Below are 15435 nucleotides of genomic sequence, written 5' to 3'. Positions count from 1 at the left end.
TAAATGATTTGTATGGCCTGATTGGTGGGTTGATATCCCTTTGGGGCTGACTAGATTGCACGCGTCAATCACGCAGACAATCAAGCAAAGGGATAAAAATGAACAATCTGGGTACCAGGTTGCTGCTGCTGGCAGCACCGGGCCTGTTTGCCACTTCGGCGCTGGCCAATTACTCCCCCTCCGACTGGCAACAGTATCAACTCAAAGGTGAATCCAGCCGTCAGCTGGGGGATCGTCTCACCGAAGTGACCTACGAGCTGAGCGCCCGCAGCGGCGGCGCCCCCTATCAGCAGCTGAGGGTGTATCGCCGCTTCGACTGGAGCGATGCCAACCTGGCCGCGCTGGCAGAGCAGCAGTGCGGCGAGCCGCAGCTCAAGATCGAGCAGGGCTGGCAGATCCGCTACCTCAGCTGTGAAGAGGTGGTGCCGGCCGGCAAGGCCGTTCCGGCCAGCAGCTATGACTTTGGCTACGGCATGAAGCAGGGCCGCTGGGAGCCACTGGCAGGCACCCCGACCGCGCCGCGTCAGGATCGTCTGCCGCTGGCGGAGCGGGTCATCCTGGGTCACAGCGAGCAGGAGCTGGATCGCTGCGAGCTCAACACCGAAGGTCGCTGCGCCGAGCAGGTATGGCAGTACCAGCCGCAAAACTGGCAGCAATTGAAGGTACTGGAAGAGACCCCCAATGAACGGGATGGCCGCCTCGAGCAGATCTTCTTCCGCCTGCAGCCCATCGCGGGCAGCCAGGCCGCCAAGCAGGTGAGCGAGCTGCACGTCTGGCGCCAGTACACCTGGTTGCTGGAACAGACCAAGACCCAGCAGGAGTGCGATGAACCCCAGACCCGCCAGGAAGGGGACAAGACCATCAGCTATCGGGTGTGCCGTCAGACCCTGCCCGCCGGCAGCGAAGTGCAGGTGGTCTTGAAGGACACCGGCTATCAATACCCGGTGGGGGGCAGCGAATGGCAGACCCTGCCGGAAACAACCGAGTGGCAGGAGAGCCGGGTGCTCAACCGCCCCATCGTGCTGGCCAGCAAGGAAGAGCAACTCGACTGTCGCCGTGCCGACGGCCGCGCCTGTTCCGAGCCGGATCTGCCGGGCACCGAGCTGCTGGACGCCGAAGCAGCCAAGATAGTGCAGGATGCCAGTGGCCAGCCCGCGCCGGTCTGGCAGGAGAACTATGGTCACGATGACACCAAGCTGCTGGCCGTGTCGCGCGGCATCCAGAGCCTGCTGGCGGCCAATCAACCGGCCCATCCGGCCATGAAGCTGCTGCTGGAATACGTGCGTGCCCACAACTACCACAACTACGGCAAGCACAAGGAAGACGGCCCGGCCGCCGCCGAGGCGCTGGCCGAGGCGTTGACGGCGCTGGGCGCCCATCCGCTGCTCTTCCCGGAGCAGGCCAGCGACGAGGTTGGTGCCGTCATGGGTGCCTGGAGCATCGCCCTGCACGGCCAGTTCAAGAGCCCGGCAGTGCAGAGCCGCTTTGGCACCCTGCTCGGCGAGTTCAACCAGATGCTGGCCTACAGCACCCGCCATGCCAGCGAGATCAACGGTCAGCACGCCTGGGCGACCGGTCTGTTCGATCTGCTCAACTTCCTCGACTTCGCCAGCGACTACAGCGACCCCTTCGCCAACGACTTCCGCCAGCAGGATGGCGAGCTGCGCAAGCAGCTGCACGCCCTCGGCATGAGCGAACTCGCGTTGTGGAAGGGACGGGATGGCGCCGATCTGTTCCTGCTCAACAACGTGCTGGATGCCTACACCCGCCTCTACCGGGTCGCCCGCTATACCCGTCCGGACGAGCTCGACGGCTACCGCAAACTGCTGGATGACTCCGTCATCGCACTGGTTCGCCACCACGACCTGATCCCTGGTGGTCAGCAGAGCCAGGATCTGCTGGAAGACATGTCACTGACCCTCTCCACCTACTACCTGACCTACACGGACCGTACCAGCGAAGCCTGCATCAGCGGCGACTTTGCCGGGCTCTGCACCCCTGTCCGGGTAGAGGACGTGCTGCCGTTCGAGCACACCTGCTCGCCGACCCTGCGCCTGCGGGCCCAGGATCTCACCATGGATCAGGCCGAGGGGATCTGCCGTGAACTGGGTGCCGAAGAGCAGCAGTTCCACCAGCAGATGGAGACCGGCTGGCAGCCGGTGGCGGACGATCACAACGAGGCGCTGGAACTGGTGGTCTTCAACTCCTCCGCCGACTGGAAACGCTACGGCAGTGCCCTGTTCGGCGGCGTCTCCACCGACAACGGCGGCATCTACCTCGAAGGGGATCCGGCTCGCCCCGGCAACCAGGCCCGCTTCTTTGCCTACGAGGCGGAGTGGAAGCGCCCAGCGTTCCAGGTGTGGAACCTGCGCCACGAGTACGTGCACTACCTGGACGGCCGCTTCAACCAGTACGGCAGCTTCGGCCACTACCCGCTCAACCGTACCACCTGGTGGTCGGAAGGGCTGGCGGAGTTCGTCGCCCACGGTCAGTGCTTCGCCCGCGGTCTGGACAACGTCGCCGGCCGTCCGGCCAGTGATCGTCCGGCCCTGGCCGACATCCTGCACCTGGATTACGACAAGGGCGGCGAGATGGTCTACTCTTGGTCCTACACGGTGCACCGCTTCCTGAACGAGACCGGTCGCGGCGCCAGCTGGCTGGCCATGGCCCAGGCCCTGCGCAACCCGGATCAGCAGCAGGCCATGAGCGCCTTCGAAGCCGAGCTGGACCAGCTGATTGCCAATGACAGCGAGGCCTACCAGCAGTGGCTCGGCCGTGAGCTGCTGCCCTGGTGGGAAGCCAACAAGGACTCCGACGAGTGCAAAGCCAACGACTCCTCCCACTGAGGACGAGACGGCTATGACAAGGGGCGGCCATGGCCGCCCCTGCTTATGAACGATTTTAATCGGCTCAGGATCAAGCAGTTAGCCGACCTCTCCCTGCGACAACCTCTGCCCGAGTGACGTCTTCGGCGGTCATCAAGCCTGACGTACGGCGGCAACTTGTAATAGAATGACCCTCTGTCACCTCTTACTTCAGACCCGAACCGCACCGCGCATGAAGAAGTTTGCCAAGATCCTGCTCGCCTGCCTCTGCCTGTTGCTGGCCTCCGTCGCAACACTGCTGGGCTACAGCGAGTGGACCGTCTCGGACGCCCGTCACTACACCTACGACGACGTCAATGCGGTGCCCTACAACCGGGTCGCCCTGGTGCTCGGCACCTCCAAGTACCTGATTGGCGGCAGCCCGAACCACTACTTCAAGTACCGGATCAAGGCCGCCGCCGAGCTCTACAACAACGGCAAGGTGGACTACATCCTGGTCTCCGGCGACAACGCCACCGTACAATACAACGAGCCGCGCCAGATGCGGCGGGCTCTGATCCAGGCCGGCATCCCGGCCAACGTCATCTACAGCGACTACGCCGGCTTTCGGACCCTGGACTCCATCGTGAGGGCCAAGGAGGTGTTCGGTCAGGCCCACTTCACCGTGGTCTCGCAGGCCTTTCACAACGAGCGAGCCATCTTTATCGCCCGCCATTTCGGCATCGAGGCGGTCGGCTTCAACGCCGTGGATCCCAGCGCCTATCAGGGCATCAAGACCCGGGTGCGCGAGGTGTTCGCCCGCCTGATGGGGCTGCTCGACCTCTACGTGCTGGACAAGGGTCCCAAGTTCCTCGGCGAGCCCATCGTCATCGGCGGCCCGGTCCCCTGCCAGGCGTTTAGCACCATAGGGGCGAGCCAGCCCTGCCTGCCCATTGCACCGCCCCCTCATAAGCCGAAGGCCAAGCCGGCAGTGGCAGTGAGCGCTGCAACCGCCACCAGTGCGGCAGCGGCAACCAGCGCAGTTGCACCGAGCGAGTCAACGCCCGTGGATAACCCGGCTGCCGCCAGTGCGGCAACACCAACCAGCAGTGCCCAGACCACCAGCGCAGCCATGCCGAGCGAAGCTACGCCCGTGGATAATTCGGCTGCCGCCAGTGCGGCGCCGCCAACCAGCAGCGCGCCGACCCCTCAATAGCAGAGACCCGCCAACAGGCGGGTCTCTGCTATTGAGGGGTCGGTATTTCCGGCGATCAGGCCAGCGCCGTCACGTAACGCCGTGCCACCTCGTTCCAGTCGATCACGTTGTAAAACGCGGCTATGTAGTCGGGACGCTTGTTCTGGTACTTGAGGTAGTAGGCGTGCTCCCACACATCCAGCCCCAAAATGGGCACCAACCCATCCTGCAGGGGGCTGTCCTGGTTGGCGCTGCTCACGACCTGCAGCTTGCCGCCCTGATCGACCACCAGCCAGGCCCAGCCGCTGCCAAAACGGCTCAGCGCCGCCTGGGTAAAGGCCTGTTTGAAGGCCTCCAGTCCGCCCAGGTCTCGCTCGATCGCCGCGGCCAGCTCGCCGGCCGGCTCGCCGCCGCCCTGCGGACTCATCACCTGCCAGAACAGGCTGTGGTTGGCGTGACCGCCGCCGTGATTGCGCACCGCCCCCTGTACCTTGGCAGGCAGGCTGTCGAAGCGGGCAAGCAGCTCCTCCACCGGCAGCGCCGCCAGCTCGGGGAGATCGGCCAGGGCGGCATTGAGGTTGTTGATATAGGTCTGATGGTGACGGCTATGATGGATCTCCATGGTCAGCGCATCGATGTGGGGTTCCAGCGCGTCATAGGCATAGGGCAGGGCTGGCAGGGTATGGCTCATGGTCACCTCTGTTTATTGTGATTAATGCAGTTGGCGGGCGGACCCGGTCTGGCACAGGCACTGGCCGAGGCAGCGGCGGATGCCGTCGTGGTTGCCGTGTTTGCGCAGGAAGGCGAGCAGCTCGGCATGGGTGCTGCGGGTGTGGCGCAGGGCCGCATCCCGCAGAGGATCGGGGCTGGCCGGCGACTGGCTGGTGGCAAGCAGGCAGTCATGGATGTGGCACAGCAGGTCGGCAGCGCGCTCCGGCCGCGCCATGGCGACCAGCAGATCCGCCAGATTGTGGTGGGCCACCACCAGTGCGGCGACCGCCTCGTCCACGTCGGGCCAGCCGGTAAACTGCTGGCGGGCCAGCCACAGCGCCTGCTGATAGCAGGAGAGCGCCTTGCCGTGTTCACCGGCATCGAAGTGGCGATTACCGCTCATGGTCTGCACCTTCCAGTGCACCATGCTGCTGTCGCTCTCCTCCGTCCCCACCCATCCTCTTACCCAGCTCGCCGCCATGATCCTCAACACCACAAATGATAATAATTATTATTTAACTTATGTGGGCGGCGAACACAAGGGATAGTTGTGCCGGCACCGCCAACAGCCCTGCCCATATGGGTAGGGCTTTTTTGAATCTGTCTGTTTGGTGATCATTTGCACAGATGCAAACGTCCCGCTCCGTCATGCTGGTCGGTACTGGCATGAGGCCGGTGGTTGCCGTTGCGGCAACCTTATTCACAAGGATGGACAAGATGAAAAAATGGCTATTGGTGCTGCTGTGCGCCCTGCCCATGCTGGGCCAGGCGGCAGGGTATACCCAGACCCGCTACCCCATAGTGCTGGTGCACGGCCTGTTCGGCTTCGACAAGCTGCTCGGGGTCGACTACTTCTACGGCATCCCCCAGGCGCTGACCCGGGATGGCGCCAGGGTCTATGTGGCCCAGGTCTCCGCCACCCAGAGCTCGGAACTGCGCGGCGAGCAGCTGCTCAAGCAGGTGCAGCAGGTGCTCGCCATTACCGGGGCGGAGAAGGTGAACCTCATCGGCCACTCCCACGGCGGCCCCACCATTCGCTACGTCGCCTCGGTCGCCCCCGAGCTGGTCGCCTCCGCCACCAGCGTGGGTGGGGTCAACTACGGCTCGGAGATCGCCGATCTGGTGCGCGCCAACGTGGCACCGGGCTCGGTGGCCGAGAAGCTGGCGGTGGCGGCTGCCTCCGCCCTGTCCGGGGTCATCTCGCTGCTCTCCGGGGGCAGCCAGCTGCCGCAGGATCCCCTCGCCGCCCTCGACGCCCTCACCAGCGCCGGCGCCCAGCGCTTCAACCAGCGCTACCCGGAGGGGCTGCCCAGCCAGTACTGCGGCGAAGGGCCCATGCAGGCCGCCAACGGGGTCTACTACTTCTCCTGGAGCGGGCGCGGCACCATGACCAACATCCTGGATCCGGTGGATCCGGCGCTGGCGCTGACCGGCAGCTTCTTCAAGGAGCCCAACGACGGCCTGGTCGGGGTGTGCAGCAGCCACCTCGGCAAGGTGATCGGCACCGACTACCGGATGAACCACCTGGACGAGGTGAACCAGTCGTTCGGCATTCGCCACCTGTTTGAGACCGACCCGGTCAGCCTCTATCGCCAGCATGCCAACCGCCTGCAGAGACTGGGGTTATGAACAAGGCATGGCTGATGGCCGCTCCGCTGGGGGCGGCCCTGCTGCTGGGGGGCTGGCAGCTGTGGCCCGCCCCGAACTCCACCCCAGCCGTTCCCCCGGTGGACGAGGCAAGGCCGAGCGCCCCCCTGGCCCGGCAGGCGGCCTCCTCGCCCGATGAGAGCTCGCTGCAGACCCGCTATGAAGCCTTTCTCGCCGCCGAAGGCAGCCTGACGGTGCCGACCGATCCGGGCCTGGCCAGCCTGCAGGTGCTGTTCGACGAGCGCGAGCAGTTGCGCCAGCAGAGCTTCACCCCGGCCGAGCAGGAGCAGCTGTTTGCCGAAGATCGGCTGATGGAGCAGTGGACCCTGCGCCGCAAGGCGCTGGCGGAGGCTGGCGATGCCGACAAGCCGCTGCTGGCGAGCGAGCTCGAGCTCTGGCTGGCGGAGCAGCCCCAGTGGTTTCGGGAGGCGGAGGCCAACAGCCGCCTGCTCGGCGACCTGCAGAGTCTGGAGCGGCTGCCGGCAGCCGAGCGCGACACCGTGCTGCGCGAGCAGCTGGGACCGGAGGCGGCGGACCGGCTGCACCAGCTGACGCAAAGCCAGCAGGGGTTCGAGCAGCAGCTGGCCGGCTATCTGGCCGAACTCAAGCCCCTGCCCGCCGAGCGCCGAGCCGAACAGCAGCCGGAGCTACTGGCGCGCTGGTTCGAGCCCGACCAGTGGCGACGGGTGGAAGCCCTCACCCGGCTCAGGCTGGGCGAGTAACCGCCACAATAACCAAAATAAAAAGGGGCCCATATCTGGGCCCCTTGCTTTGATACTGCCGCGCTTACTGCGGCTTGTTGGCACCCGGCAGCGGCTGCCAGGTAAGGCGGGTCACCTGGGGTCCCTGCACCTCGCACTTGAGGCTCAGATCCTGCCACCCCTTCTCCTGGCGCAGGGAAACTTCCCCCTCGATACCCTCGGCACGGGTCTTGAGCTTGGCCTGCTCGAAGGTCACCTTGTCACCCCCGGCCAGCGCCATCAACTTGCCGTTGCAGAGCCAGTGGGCCAGCTCCGCTCCCTTGAACTTGACGCCACCCTTGGCCGCCTTCTGTTCGGCCGGGCTCTGGGCAAACAGTTTGCCCAGCTCGGCCGCCCGTTTGGTGAGCCAGACTTCCCGCTGCTGCATGCTCATCTTGCTGACGAACTCGGCGGGCTGGCCCTTCTCGTCCAGCCACTGGGTCAGCTTGCCACTGTCGTCAAAGGTGAACTGGGCGGCGGGCTCCTTCACCCCGAACAGCTTGCCGCCCTTGAAGTAGTAGCGGCTCTCCCCTTCCAGCTTGCCCTGCTCGTTCATGATGGGCACGGCGATGATGACGGGAGCGCCATCCACCCAGGCCTTGATGTCGACGCCGTCGTGGCTGAACAGACGGGTATCGAGGGCACTCTCGGCCCCCTTTTCCATCAGGGAGAACTGCTCGGCGAGGGAGGCCGCCACGGAAGGCAGGGAGCAGAGCCCCAGTCCCAAGCCGAGGCTCAGGGCGATCACGGTATTGCGCATAAGTGTCCTGTGATTGGCCGGTGGGCCAAGGTTAGCTTTCTATCAGCCAGGCCCGCAGCCCCTCCCGGTGGCGATCGCTCAGGGGAATGGACTGGCGGGACTGGTAGTCAAAATGGATCAGGGTGGTTTCGGAAGTCACCGCCAGCTCGTCCCCCTGCCAGGCTTCCTGCCAGAGCGTGAAGGAGCTGGAGCCGATGCGGCGGACCCCGGTCTTGATCAATACCTGCTGGCCGTAGAAAAGCTCCCGTTTGAACTGCACCGTGTAACCCGCGATGATCAAATGCCAGTTGTGCACATCCAGCTCGGGGGAGAAGATGCGAAACAGCGGGTCGCGGGCCGATTCAAACCAGACTGCCGGCACCGTGTTGTTGATGTGGCCGAGGGCATCTGTCTCTTGAAAACGGGGTTGGATCTGCATTTCCAGCATGGATATCGACTCCTTGTCGTTGGACCGCGCTCAGGCTAACGCGGCCCGCCTTTGGACTCAAGCTCCCCCGTCGTGTCGCCGGCGCCGACGGCCAGCTCCGGGCGCAGCCAGGCGCTGCGAAAATCGAACCAGCCGAGCGCAGTCATCCGCACCCCGTGCACGCCGACCCGGCTCTCCAGCTCCAGCCAGTGGTGAAACAGCGGCACGAACCAGCCCTGCTGCTGCACGCTTGCCAGCAGGGCGCGTGGCCCCGGCTCCTCGCAGCTGGCGCGCCACTGCGTCAGCCCCTGCCACAGGCGCTGCTGGCTGCCCCACACCTTGCGCAGCAGCGGGGTGCCCTGCAACCAGGCGTAGGGGGCGAAGGCGTGTTCGTGCTCCAGGTTGAGGGTGCCGAGCCAGAGATCCACGTCCTCGTCCGCCCCGCTCACCCAGCGGCCGTAGTCCAGGGTGCGCACCTCGAGCCGGATCCCCTGCTCTGCCAGCAGGCTGCTCATGGCGTTGGCACACTCGTTGAACTCCAGGTGCTGGTTGAAGCAGGCCAGCACCAGCTGGCGCGGCAGCTGTTTCGGCGTCGGCAGCGGGGCCGGCTGCGCCTCGCGCCAGTGGGGCAAGAGGCCGAGCGCGCTGGTCCAGCCCCGCTGCAGCTCGGGGGCGACCCGCGCCATCAGGGCGATGGGGTTGAGCAGGCCGGCCAGCCACTGGCGCAGGGCGGGATCCTGCAAGGGTGCGGATCTGTCGTCCTGCAGCAGGAAGTAGCAGCCGGATTCCAGCTCCGACTCGCCGCGCATGGTGCCAAGCTCGGGGCTGTCGCGCCCCAGCTGCAAGTGGCTCTCCAGCCGCTCCGCCAGCTCCGGCAGCATCCAGATGTCGATCTCGTCGAGCAGGGCGCGCAGGCCGAAGTAGTCGTCGAATGCCGCGAGACACAGCTGCAGCGGATCGTTGGCGGTCACCCTGTAGGGGCCTGTGCCCACCGGCTGCAGGGCAAAGCCCGCCTCCCCCTTGAGCTCACGCGGCAGGATGGCCGCCACCGGCTCGGCCAGCAGCTGGGGCAGCAGAGGATCCGGGCTGTCGAGATGAAGATCCAGGGTGCGCGGCCAGGGGCTCTCCAGCCGCGCCAGATGGGCGAACAGCGGGCGATCGCGCAGGGCCAGCAGGCTCTCCACCACGTCCTCCACCACCAGCTCGCGGCCATGGTGAAAGCGCACCGCCGGCCTCAGGTAGAAGCGCCAGTGACAGGGGCCCAGACACTCCCAGTGGTGGGCCAGATCCCCCTCGATTTCCCCATTTTCCTCATTTCGCCGGGTCAGGCCGTTGAAGATCTGGCGGCTCAGGTGGATTTCGGAGCGACGCAGTGGGCCGGTGGGCAACAGGCGCGGCAGCGGCCGGTAGTAGGGCACCCGCAGGATCTGGCGCCCTTCCCGGGTGGCCTGACCGAGCTGCTCGATCAGCAGCGGAGTGAGCAGATCGAGGCGATCTTCGGCCAGCCGCACCGCCTGCGCCAGCTGGCCCTGGCTGAGCAGATCCCGCAGCCGGCGCCGGGTCAGGCTCTCCTGGTTGTCGAGCAGGGTGAGCCGGGAGCGCCGCCCCCGCCCGGCCTCCGCCGCCCAGCTGAGCCAACCCTGATCCTGCATGCGGCGCAGCAGCAGGCGGGCGTTGCGCGGGGTGCAGCAGAGCAGATCCGCCACCTCGGCGAGGCTGATCTCCCGCTCGTCGCAGCCAAGCTGCTGGGCGAGCCGTTGGAATTGCTGGTAAAGGCGGCTGGTGGGCATAAAAGAGGAAATCCTGTTGCTTAAAGTCATCAGTTTTTACTTCCGCATTTTAGCTCAATACTGCTGGCGAACGTGAGAACCACAGCAGAGGAGCACCATCATGAGCCACGCCAACCCCATCAAACCGAACCGGATCCAACAGATCCTGCGCCGTTACTTCAAGCGGATCCTGCCCAGGCCGCTGACCCTGATCGAAGATCCCATGAGCCAGCTCAACCGCCTGATGCAGTGGGACATGCAGCAGATCGACGATCGGGAGTATCGCCGCCGCCTCTGAGCCCCCCTCGCCCGGATCGCACAAGGGGGGGCGCAGTTCGCCAACGGGCGCAATTGCTTTGCCGGATTGGGTGGTTTACATCGGCGCTGGGCCTGATAGATTGGACGTCTATCCATCTATAACTGCTACCCAGCAACATCCAACAAGGAGTGTGTGATGAAAGATGCGACCCTGGCCCTGCACCACGGCTTTACCAGCGACCCCACCACCAAGGCCGTCGCCGTGCCCATCTACCAGACGGTGGCCTACGAGTTCGACAGCGCCCAGCACGGGGCGGATCTATTCAATCTGGCGGTGCCAGGCAACATCTACACCCGCATCATGAACCCCACCAACGATGTGCTGGAGCAGCGGATGGCCGCGCTGGAAGGGGGCATCGCCGGCCTGGTGGTCTCGGCGGGTTCCGCTGCCATCACCTACGCCATCCAGGCGCTGACCGCCGCCGGCGACAACATCGTCTCCACCCCCCAGCTCTATGGCGGCACCTACACCCTGTTCGCCCACATGCTGCCGAGCTTCGGGGTCGAGGTGCGCTTCGCCAAGGATGACAGCGCCGAGGCCATCGCCGCCCTCATCGACGACAAGACCAAGGCGGTCTACTGCGAGAGCATCGGCAACCCGGCCGGCAACATCGTCGATCTGGCGGCCTTCGCCAAGGTGGCCCACGCCCGCGGCGTGCCGCTCATCGTCGACAACACGGTCGCCACCCCGGTGCTGTGCAAACCCATCGAACACGGCGCTGACATCGTGGTGCACAGCCTGACCAAATATGTCGGCGGCCACGGCAACTCGCTGGGAGGCGTCATCGTCGACTCGGGCAAGTTCCCCTGGGCGGATCATGCCGAGCACTTCCCTCAGCTGACCCAACCCGAGCCTTCATATCACGGGGTGGTCTACACCGAGGCCTTTGGCCCGGCCGCCTTCATCGGCCGGGTGCGCACCGTGCCGCTGCGCAATACCGGCGCCGCGCTGGCCCCCATGAACGCCTTCCTGCTGCTGCAGGGGCTGGAGACCCTGAGCCTGCGCATGGAGCGCCACGTCGACAACGCCCTGCGGGTGGCCCATCACCTCAAGCACCACCCCAAGGTGGCCTGGGTCAGCTACGCCGGTCTGCCGGGTCACCCCCACTACCTGCTGGCGGAGAAATACATGGCCGGCCGCCCCTCGGCCATTCTCTCGTTCGGTCTGAAGGATGGTTATGAAGCGGGCGTGCGCTTCTACGATGCGCTCAAGATCTTCAAGCGGCTGGTCAACATCGGCGATGCCAAGTCGCTGGCCTGCCACCCGGCCTCCACCACCCATCGCCAGTTGAGCGAGGCGGAGCAGGCCAAGGCCGGCGTGAAACCTGAGATGATCCGGCTGTCGGTGGGGATCGAAGCCATCGAGGACATACTGGCGGATCTGGATCAGGCGCTGGAGGCCTGAGTCAGTCAACGCAGGAGCGGGCATCCAGCCCGCTCTTTTTTGGTCAGCGGTGAACCTGCCACCGCGCCGCTGCGTATCACCGCCTTCCGTCACTGCGTCGAGGTTTCCATGATAGTCCTGCACCACCTGAACAAATCCCGCTCCCAGCGCATCATCTGGCTGCTTGAAGAGCTGGGCCTGCCCTATGAGATCAAGGCGTATCAGCGCGATGCCGCCACCTTTCTGGCGCCGCCCGAGCTCAAGGCCATCCACCCCCTCGGCAAGTCGCCGGTCATCGAGTTCGACGGCCGCGTACTGGCCGAATCCGGTGCCATCACCGAGTACCTGATCGCCCGCCACGCCGCCGATCGGCTGGCACCGGCTCAAGATAGCCCCGACTATGCCGAATATCTGCAGTGGCTCCACTTTGCCGAGAGCTCAGGCATTCTGCCGCTGCTGCTCGACATGTTCGTGCGCAAGGACGGCAGCCCGATGCGCTTTTTGCCGGACTACGCCAAAGCCGAGTGCGCCAAGGTGCTGGGCTACCTCGATGCGGTGCTGGCAAGCCGCCGCTATCTGGTGGCCGATCGCCTCACCGGCGCCGACATCCTGAACTCCTTCCTGGTGGATCTGCTGGCGCAAAGCGGTCAGCTGGCCCAGTTCCCGCATCTGCAAGCCTACTGGCAGCGCCTCAATACCCATCCGGCCCGCCAGAAGGCGGCGGCGCTGGAGCGCGAGCTGGACCGCAGCGCCGGATAAACGGCAGTGCCCGGCGACACCACGCAAAACGCCCCGATGATCGGGGCGTTCTCTTTTCCGGCCGTCAGCCAGATGATCAGAGTGCGTGAGAGAGGATCCTGGCCGCACTTGTTGTCCAGATCGCCCCTTGGCCAAGGGCCTCAGGCCTAGAGGGCGTGAGAAAGGATCCGCGCTACCTTGTCGGGATCAATGTCCTGCTGCTCCCCGAGGGCGGTCAGCCCGAAACGCTTGAGGTTGGAGCAGATGCTAGGGATGCAGCTCTCGCTCAGGCCGTAGTCGGCAAGCCGGGTGCCCACCCCCATCTGCTGGAAGAACTGCTCGGTGCGGATAATCGCCTCCTCGATGCGCAGCGCCTTGTCTTCCCGGCTGGAGTGCCATACCCGCTCGGCGAACTGCGCCAGCTTCTCCTGCTTCTGGGCCGATTGCTCACGCAGCAGGGAGGGCAGCACCACCGCCAGGCTCTGGGCATGATCCAGCCCGTGCAGGGCGGTGAGCTGGTGGCCGATGGCGTGGGTGGACCAGTCCTGCGGCACACCGCGACCAATGAGGCCGTTGAGCGCCAGGCTGGCCGCCCACATCAGGTTGGCGCGCACCTGGTAGTTGGTGGGCTCCGCCAGCGCACGCGGGCCGTTGTCCACCAGCACCTGCAGCAGCCCTTCCGCCAGCCGGTCCTGCACCTCGCCCCCCACCGGGAAGGTGAGGTACTGCTCGATGATGTGGACGAAGGCATCCACCACCCCGTTGCCCACCTGGCGCGGCGGCAGGCTGTAGGTGGTCGTGGGATCCAGCACCGCAAACACCGGCTGCACCAGCGGGTTCATGAAGGAGAGCTTGGCCTCCCCGCGGCTCACCACGGCGGCCGGGTTGCTCTCCGAACCGGTGGCCGGCAGGGTCAGCACGCAGCCCAGCGGCAGCGCTGCCTTGATGGGGGCCTTGTGCAGCAGGATCTCCCAGGGATCCGCCCCCTCGAAGCAGGCCGCGGCGGCCACGAACTTGCTGCCATCCACCACGGAACCGCCGCCGACCGCCAGCAGGAAGTCGATGCGCTCGCGCTTGACCAGGGCCACCGCCTCCATCAGCTGTTCATACTGGGGGTTGGCGCCGATGCCGGGAAACTCCAGCCACTCCCGTCCCGCCAGCGCCTGGGTCAACTGCTCGTAGACCCCGTTCTGTTTGATGCTGCCGCCGCCGTAGAGCACCAGCAGGCGGCGGCCGGCCGGGATCAGCTCCGGCAGCCTGGCGATCTGGCCGTCACCGAAACAGACGCGGGTAGGATTGGCATATTGGAAGTTGTACACGGCAGAGCCCTCGGTTGAATACATGCAGGGGAATTGTGCGCCTGTGGCTCCGGCAGGTCAAAAAACGGGAGCCGGCTATCAAATTGCGCAGTGGGGGCCGGGCTAGCGGAAAGATGTGATGCGGCGCCACTCCTGTTTCCGTGCCGCTCTGCTATGGTCTCTCTGGGAACCGGGTGTTCCACTCTCATCGCCCCGCTCCCACCCTCCTCACTCTTTTGTTGATAAGGTCTGACACATGAAACTCAAGCATGCATGGATTGCCGGTTTGCTCTCCCTTTCAACCTGCCTGACACAGGCCGCCGAGGTGGCGGCCGAAGTCACCACGGCCCCTGGCAAGGCCAATCTGGTGGAAGCCGTCTCGGCCCAGGCCACGGTCACTGCCATCGATATGGCCAGCCGCAAGGTCAGCCTGAAAAACGCCGCCGGCGAGGCATTCGACATCGTCGCCGGTGAGCAGGTCACCAACCTGGCCAACCTCAAGGTGGGCGATACGGTAGCACTGAGATACATGCAGATGCTGGATCTGGAGCTGCTCAAGGGCACCGCCGGGGTGAGAAAACGTGTCGTGGAAGTGGCGGCCGACAAGGCCGAGGCAGGCGAGAAGCCGGGCGCCGGGATCGGCAAAAAGGTCACTCTCTATGGCGACGTCATCGCGGTCGACAAGGGGCAGCAGACCATCACGGTGAAGGGGGTGGATCACACCCTGGTGCTCAAGGTGCACAACCCGGCCCAGTTTGCGCTGATCGCCAAGGGCGACCAGATCAAGGCCGTGCAGACCCAGGCGGTGGGGATCGGCATTCTGCCCGAGAAGAAGTAGCGACGGCCTGAGTCGATGCAGCGGCCGGGCTCCGTCCGGTCACCAAGGGAGTGGCAGCCGCCCTCCCTTTTTTGCTGCCGTGGTGGCGGCGCAGAGCGGCCCGTGCTGCGCCGCCTAAGCAACCCGCTGGTGCCCTGACAGGGGCAAGTGATTGCCCCCACCGACCATGGATTGCCGTTCGAGTCATCCCGCCGTTCAGGCGTTCTTGGTCTCTTCCTTGCTGCTGCTCTTCTTGCCGGTGAGGCGGTCCATCGCATCCTGCAACATGGCGTCCCGCTGCTCGTTGAGCGGCTTGCTCTGCTCCGCCCGCTCTTCGGCAGTCAGCTGCTTGTTGTCGGCAATCGTCTTGAGCTTCTCTTCTAGCTCGTTGAACTTCTTGCGATCAAAACCGAGCGCCTTGTCCACCAGCTGCTGCATCACGCCCCCCTTGTCGGAGCCGATGTCGAGCGCCGGCGGCAGCTTGCTGTTCTTGGCCAGGTGTTCATAGGTCAGCGCCTGCTGGGCCTGGCCAGTGATCCGCTGGGAGGAGAGGTTGACCAGATCTTCCCAGCCGCCACCCTGACCGCTGTCGGCACTGCTGAGGGTGGCGAGGGCGCGGTTGTTGGAGGCGCTCTGGGCAAGCTGCTGGCTGTAGGGTTTGATATCCATGGGGACTCCAGTCTGCATGCCGATCCGGCATGACGAGGTCGCTGATTCGATGGCATGAGGCGCCAGGCCCCATCATTGGCAATAAAACCAGCAAGTTGCAGGCCAACTTGCCAGATTGGTGCAGATCCCGGCTTGCACGGGCTCTCGAGCCTCCCGATGGCCATCTCGACGTCAGAATC

Annotated in this window: 15 protein-coding genes; 8 read left to right on the top strand and 7 right to left on the bottom strand. The window is 65.2% G+C overall.

Features of this window, described 5'->3' with window-relative positions; genetic code table 11:
* Positions 1 to 98 precede the first annotated feature (98 nt).
* A complete protein-coding gene (locus C2U40_RS00680; protein WP_103827328.1) occupies positions 99 to 2846 on the top strand; it encodes a collagenase in 2748 nt (915 codons plus the stop codon).
* A gap of 166 nt (positions 2847 to 3012) precedes the next feature.
* Positions 3013 to 4020, top strand: a complete 1008-nt coding sequence (locus tag C2U40_RS00675; RefSeq protein ID WP_103827327.1) for a SanA/YdcF family protein — start codon at positions 3013 to 3015, stop codon at positions 4018 to 4020.
* A 55-nt stretch (positions 4021 to 4075) separates the two neighbouring features.
* On the opposite strand, the gene C2U40_RS00670 is transcribed toward C2U40_RS00675, so the two are convergent.
* Positions 4076 to 4690, bottom strand: coding sequence for a superoxide dismutase (locus C2U40_RS00670; RefSeq protein WP_103827326.1), 615 nt, complete (start codon positions 4688 to 4690; stop codon positions 4076 to 4078).
* Between the two features lie 21 nt (positions 4691 to 4711).
* The gene (locus C2U40_RS00665) at positions 4712 to 5137 is read right to left on the bottom strand and encodes a hypothetical protein (RefSeq protein ID WP_016349286.1); all 426 of its coding nucleotides are present in this window, start codon (positions 5135 to 5137) and stop codon (positions 4712 to 4714) included.
* Between the two features lie 290 nt (positions 5138 to 5427).
* On the opposite strand from C2U40_RS00665, the gene C2U40_RS00655 reads away from it, so the two are divergent.
* The gene (locus tag C2U40_RS00655; protein WP_042066117.1) at positions 5428 to 6339 is read left to right on the top strand and encodes a lipase family alpha/beta hydrolase; all 912 of its coding nucleotides are present in this window, start codon (positions 5428 to 5430) and stop codon (positions 6337 to 6339) included.
* Entirely contained in the window at positions 6336 to 7079 is a 744-nt protein-coding gene (locus C2U40_RS00650) for a lipase secretion chaperone (RefSeq protein WP_103827324.1), read from the top strand. Before C2U40_RS00655 ends, C2U40_RS00650 begins: the two co-directional genes overlap by 4 nt.
* Before the next feature lie 64 nt (positions 7080 to 7143).
* On the opposite strand, the gene C2U40_RS00645 is transcribed toward C2U40_RS00650, so the two are convergent.
* The 3 genes from C2U40_RS00645 to sgrR are packed head-to-tail and all read right to left on the bottom strand — an operon-like array spanning position 7144 to position 10053.
* On the bottom strand, positions 7144 to 7857 hold the full coding sequence (locus C2U40_RS00645; protein WP_103827323.1) for a hypothetical protein: 714 nt from the start codon (positions 7855 to 7857) through the stop codon (positions 7144 to 7146).
* A gap of 31 nt (positions 7858 to 7888) precedes the next feature.
* Positions 7889 to 8284 carry an acyl-CoA thioesterase gene (locus tag C2U40_RS00640; RefSeq protein WP_103827322.1) on the bottom strand — a complete coding sequence of 132 codons (396 nt, stop codon included), beginning with the start codon at positions 8282 to 8284 and terminating at the stop codon, positions 7889 to 7891.
* 35 nt (positions 8285 to 8319) lie between these two features.
* Positions 8320 to 10053, bottom strand: coding sequence for an HTH-type transcriptional regulator SgrR (sgrR, locus tag C2U40_RS00635; protein ID WP_181014750.1), 1734 nt, complete (start codon positions 10051 to 10053; stop codon positions 8320 to 8322).
* Positions 10054 to 10153: 100 nt separating this feature from the next.
* On the opposite strand from sgrR, the gene C2U40_RS00630 reads away from it, so the two are divergent.
* From C2U40_RS00630 to C2U40_RS00620, 3 genes are all read left to right on the top strand, one after another.
* Positions 10154 to 10330: a hypothetical protein gene (locus C2U40_RS00630; protein WP_016349280.1), complete on the top strand. Its 177-nt coding sequence runs from the start codon at positions 10154 to 10156 to the stop codon at positions 10328 to 10330.
* Between the two features lie 156 nt (positions 10331 to 10486).
* Complete coding sequence (locus C2U40_RS00625) at positions 10487 to 11755, top strand: O-acetylhomoserine aminocarboxypropyltransferase/cysteine synthase family protein (protein ID WP_103827320.1); 1269 nt, start codon at positions 10487 to 10489, stop codon at positions 11753 to 11755.
* A gap of 108 nt (positions 11756 to 11863) precedes the next feature.
* The gene (locus C2U40_RS00620) at positions 11864 to 12493 is read left to right on the top strand and encodes a glutathione S-transferase family protein (RefSeq protein ID WP_181014749.1); all 630 of its coding nucleotides are present in this window, start codon (positions 11864 to 11866) and stop codon (positions 12491 to 12493) included.
* A 146-nt stretch (positions 12494 to 12639) separates the two neighbouring features.
* Here the strand turns inward: C2U40_RS00620 and C2U40_RS00615 are convergent, their stop codons facing one another.
* On the bottom strand, positions 12640 to 13815 hold the full coding sequence (locus C2U40_RS00615; protein ID WP_103827318.1) for an iron-containing alcohol dehydrogenase: 1176 nt from the start codon (positions 13813 to 13815) through the stop codon (positions 12640 to 12642).
* A 211-nt stretch (positions 13816 to 14026) separates the two neighbouring features.
* On the opposite strand from C2U40_RS00615, the gene C2U40_RS00610 reads away from it, so the two are divergent.
* Positions 14027 to 14608 carry a hypothetical protein gene (locus tag C2U40_RS00610; RefSeq protein ID WP_103827317.1) on the top strand — a complete coding sequence of 194 codons (582 nt, stop codon included), beginning with the start codon at positions 14027 to 14029 and terminating at the stop codon, positions 14606 to 14608.
* Between the two features lie 195 nt (positions 14609 to 14803).
* Here the strand turns inward: C2U40_RS00610 and C2U40_RS00605 are convergent, their stop codons facing one another.
* Entirely contained in the window at positions 14804 to 15256 is a 453-nt protein-coding gene (locus tag C2U40_RS00605) for a hypothetical protein (RefSeq protein WP_103827316.1), read from the bottom strand.
* Positions 15257 to 15435 lie beyond the last annotated feature (179 nt).

Source organism: Aeromonas sp. ASNIH4 (assembly GCF_002934425.1).
Taxonomy (GTDB): Bacteria; Pseudomonadota; Gammaproteobacteria; order Enterobacterales; family Aeromonadaceae; genus Aeromonas; species Aeromonas hydrophila.
The sequence above is the reverse complement of the archived record's forward strand: the minus strand, read 5'-3'. Positions and strand labels throughout refer to the sequence as shown.